The 2,349-nt window shown below is 31.0% G+C and carries 3 protein-coding genes; all 3 read right to left on the bottom strand.

What is annotated here, in order from left to right:
* On the bottom strand, positions 1-307 hold a 307-nt coding region (locus KA867_RS04695), incomplete at its 3' end, for an rRNA adenine N-6-methyltransferase family protein (protein ID WP_001570861.1).
* Positions 308-1,014: 707 nt separating this feature from the next.
* The gene (locus KA867_RS04690; RefSeq protein ID WP_000664727.1) at positions 1,015-1,491 is read right to left on the bottom strand and encodes a replication/maintenance protein RepL; all 477 of its coding nucleotides are present in this window, start codon (positions 1,489-1,491) and stop codon (positions 1,015-1,017) included.
* A 447-nt stretch (positions 1,492-1,938) separates the two neighbouring features.
* Positions 1,939-2,349, bottom strand: a 411-nt coding sequence (locus KA867_RS04685) for an rRNA adenine N-6-methyltransferase family protein (protein WP_031860011.1), incomplete at its 5' end; no start/stop codon positions are given.

Here is a 2,349-nt window from a genome sequence, read left to right as displayed (position 1 = left end):
TTATATTACCAAATATTTTATAGGATTGGTTTTTAGGAAATTTAAACTGCAATATATCCTTGTTTAAAACTTGGAAATTATCGTGATCAACAAGTTTATTTTCTGTAGTTTTGCATAATTTATGGTCTATTTCAATGGCAGTTACGAAATTACACCTCTGTACTAATTCAAGGGTAAAATGCCCTTTTCCTGAGCCGATTTCAAAGATATTATCATGTTCATTTAATCTTATATTTGTCATTATTTTATCTATATTATGTTTTGAAGTAATAAAGTTTTGACTGTGTTTTATATTTTTCTCGTTCATTATAACCCTCTTTATTTTTTCCTCCTTATAAAATTAGTATAATTATAGCACGAGCTCTGATAAATATGAACATGATGAGTGATCGTTAAATTTATACTGCAATCTGATGCGATTATTGAATAAAAGATATGAGAGATTTATCTAGTTTCTTTTTTTACAAGAAAAAAGAAAGTTCTTAAAGGTTTTATACTTTTGGTCGTAGAGCACACGGTTTAACGACTTAATTACGAAGTAAATAAGTCTAGTGTGTTAGACTTTAATGTTTTTTTAAGGCATTAGTGCATTTAAGCGTCAGAGCATGGCTTTATGCCGAGAAAACTATTGGTTGGAATGGCGTGTGTGTTAGCCAAAGCTTTGGCGAGTTGGTTGGGGGTTTCATGGGATTAATCCCATGAAAGTACCAACTCAACAACACACTAACGCCTGTTGGTTCCAACCAATAGGAAATTGGAATAAGCAATTAGTATAATGAGAGTATAATGTTGGTATAACGTTAGTATAATGATGCTTTTTTTCATTATATTTTTTATGTACTTTAAACCTGCACGCTTATGTGAATTAGAAAAAGCTTAATCGCATTTCATAGATTGACCTCCCAATAACTACGTGGTGTTATTGGGAGGTCAATCTATTTCATTTGCGTTAAGCTTTTGATCTACATTAAGCGTGCAGGTTTTTTGTCTATTTGTAGACGATTTTATGTTATACTAGTCCTTGAAAGAATAATAATCAGATAATGCATTTTCTTGTTTTTCATTTGCCTCTTGCTCAAAGTTCCCAAATTCGAGTAAGAGGTATTTTTGTTTTTGGTCGTCGCCTCTCATTAGTAGTTCAGGGTTTAACATTAATACTCCAGTTTTTCTTTTTATAATATTTCCTTCTTCTAAGATTTTAAGTGTTGTTATTACTGTTTGTAGACTTGTTCCTGTAGCTTTTGCTATTTCTCTTGTTGTAGCTATCATTGTATTGTTACTTAAGTGGACATTATCTAGGATATAGTTAACGATTTTAAGTTTTTTTCCGCCAATCATATCTAACATACTTATTAATTGCACTATATATGCCTTTACGAAGTTACCAGACGTTTGTTTACGGTATAACTTGTCTACCTCTATGACTTCTCCACTTTCTTCGTCTATGAGCCTCTGAGAGCCTTTATAGACTGTTCCATATCTTTCTTTCATCTTTTTCTCACTCCTTATTTTAAACTATTCTAACTATATCATAACTGTTCTAAAAAAAAAAGAACATTTGTTAAAAGAAATTAGAACAAAATGAGTGAAAAATTAGAACAAACAAATTCCTTATAAACCTTATCATCTCAACCTATATTAAGATTTTACCTAGTTGAATCTTCTTTTCTATATAAAGCGTCGGAGCATATCAGGGGGTTATCTAACGTAAATGCTACCCTTCGGCTCGCTTTCGCTCGGCATTGACGTCAGATACTGCACCCCCTGAACCCCCATGCTCCAACAGCAAAAAGGAAACTTTTTGCTGCTTTTCCGACGCTTATTCGCTTCGCTCATATTTATATAGAAAAGAAGTGAATGCGCAAAAGACATAATCGATTCACAAAAAATAGGTACACGAAAAACAAGTTAAGGGATGCAGTTTATGCATCCCTTAACTTACTTATTAAATAATTTATAGCTATTGAAAAGAGATAAGAATTGTTCAAAGCTAATATTGTTTAAATCGTCAATTCCTGCATGTTTTAAGGAATTGTTAAATTGATTTTTTGTAAATATTTTCTTGTATTCTTTGTTAACCCATTTCATAACGAAATAATTATACTTCTGTTTATCTTTGTGTGATATTCTTGATTTTTTTCTATTTAATCTGATAAGTGAGCTATTCACTTTAGGTTTAGGATGAAAATATTCTCTTGGAACCATACTTAATATAGAAATATCAACTTCTGCCATTAAAAATAATGCCAATGAGCGTTTTGTATTTAATAATCTTTTAGCAAACCCGTATTCCACGATTAAATAAATCTCATCAGCTATACTATCAAAAACAATTTTGCGTATTATATC

It is taken from the genome of Staphylococcus sp. GDH8C109P (genome assembly GCF_017893405.1).
GTDB classification, from domain to species: domain Bacteria; phylum Bacillota; class Bacilli; order Staphylococcales; family Staphylococcaceae; genus Staphylococcus; species Staphylococcus cohnii.
Note: the sequence above shows the minus strand (reverse complement) of the source record. Positions and strands in the feature narration are given on the sequence as shown.

Bases quoted from the DNA above. Each gene is read 5' to 3' on its own strand.
- KA867_RS04690 (WP_000664727.1), bottom strand. From the start codon at position 1,491: ATGAAAGAAAGATATGGAACAGTCTATAAAGGCTCTCAGAGGCTCATA.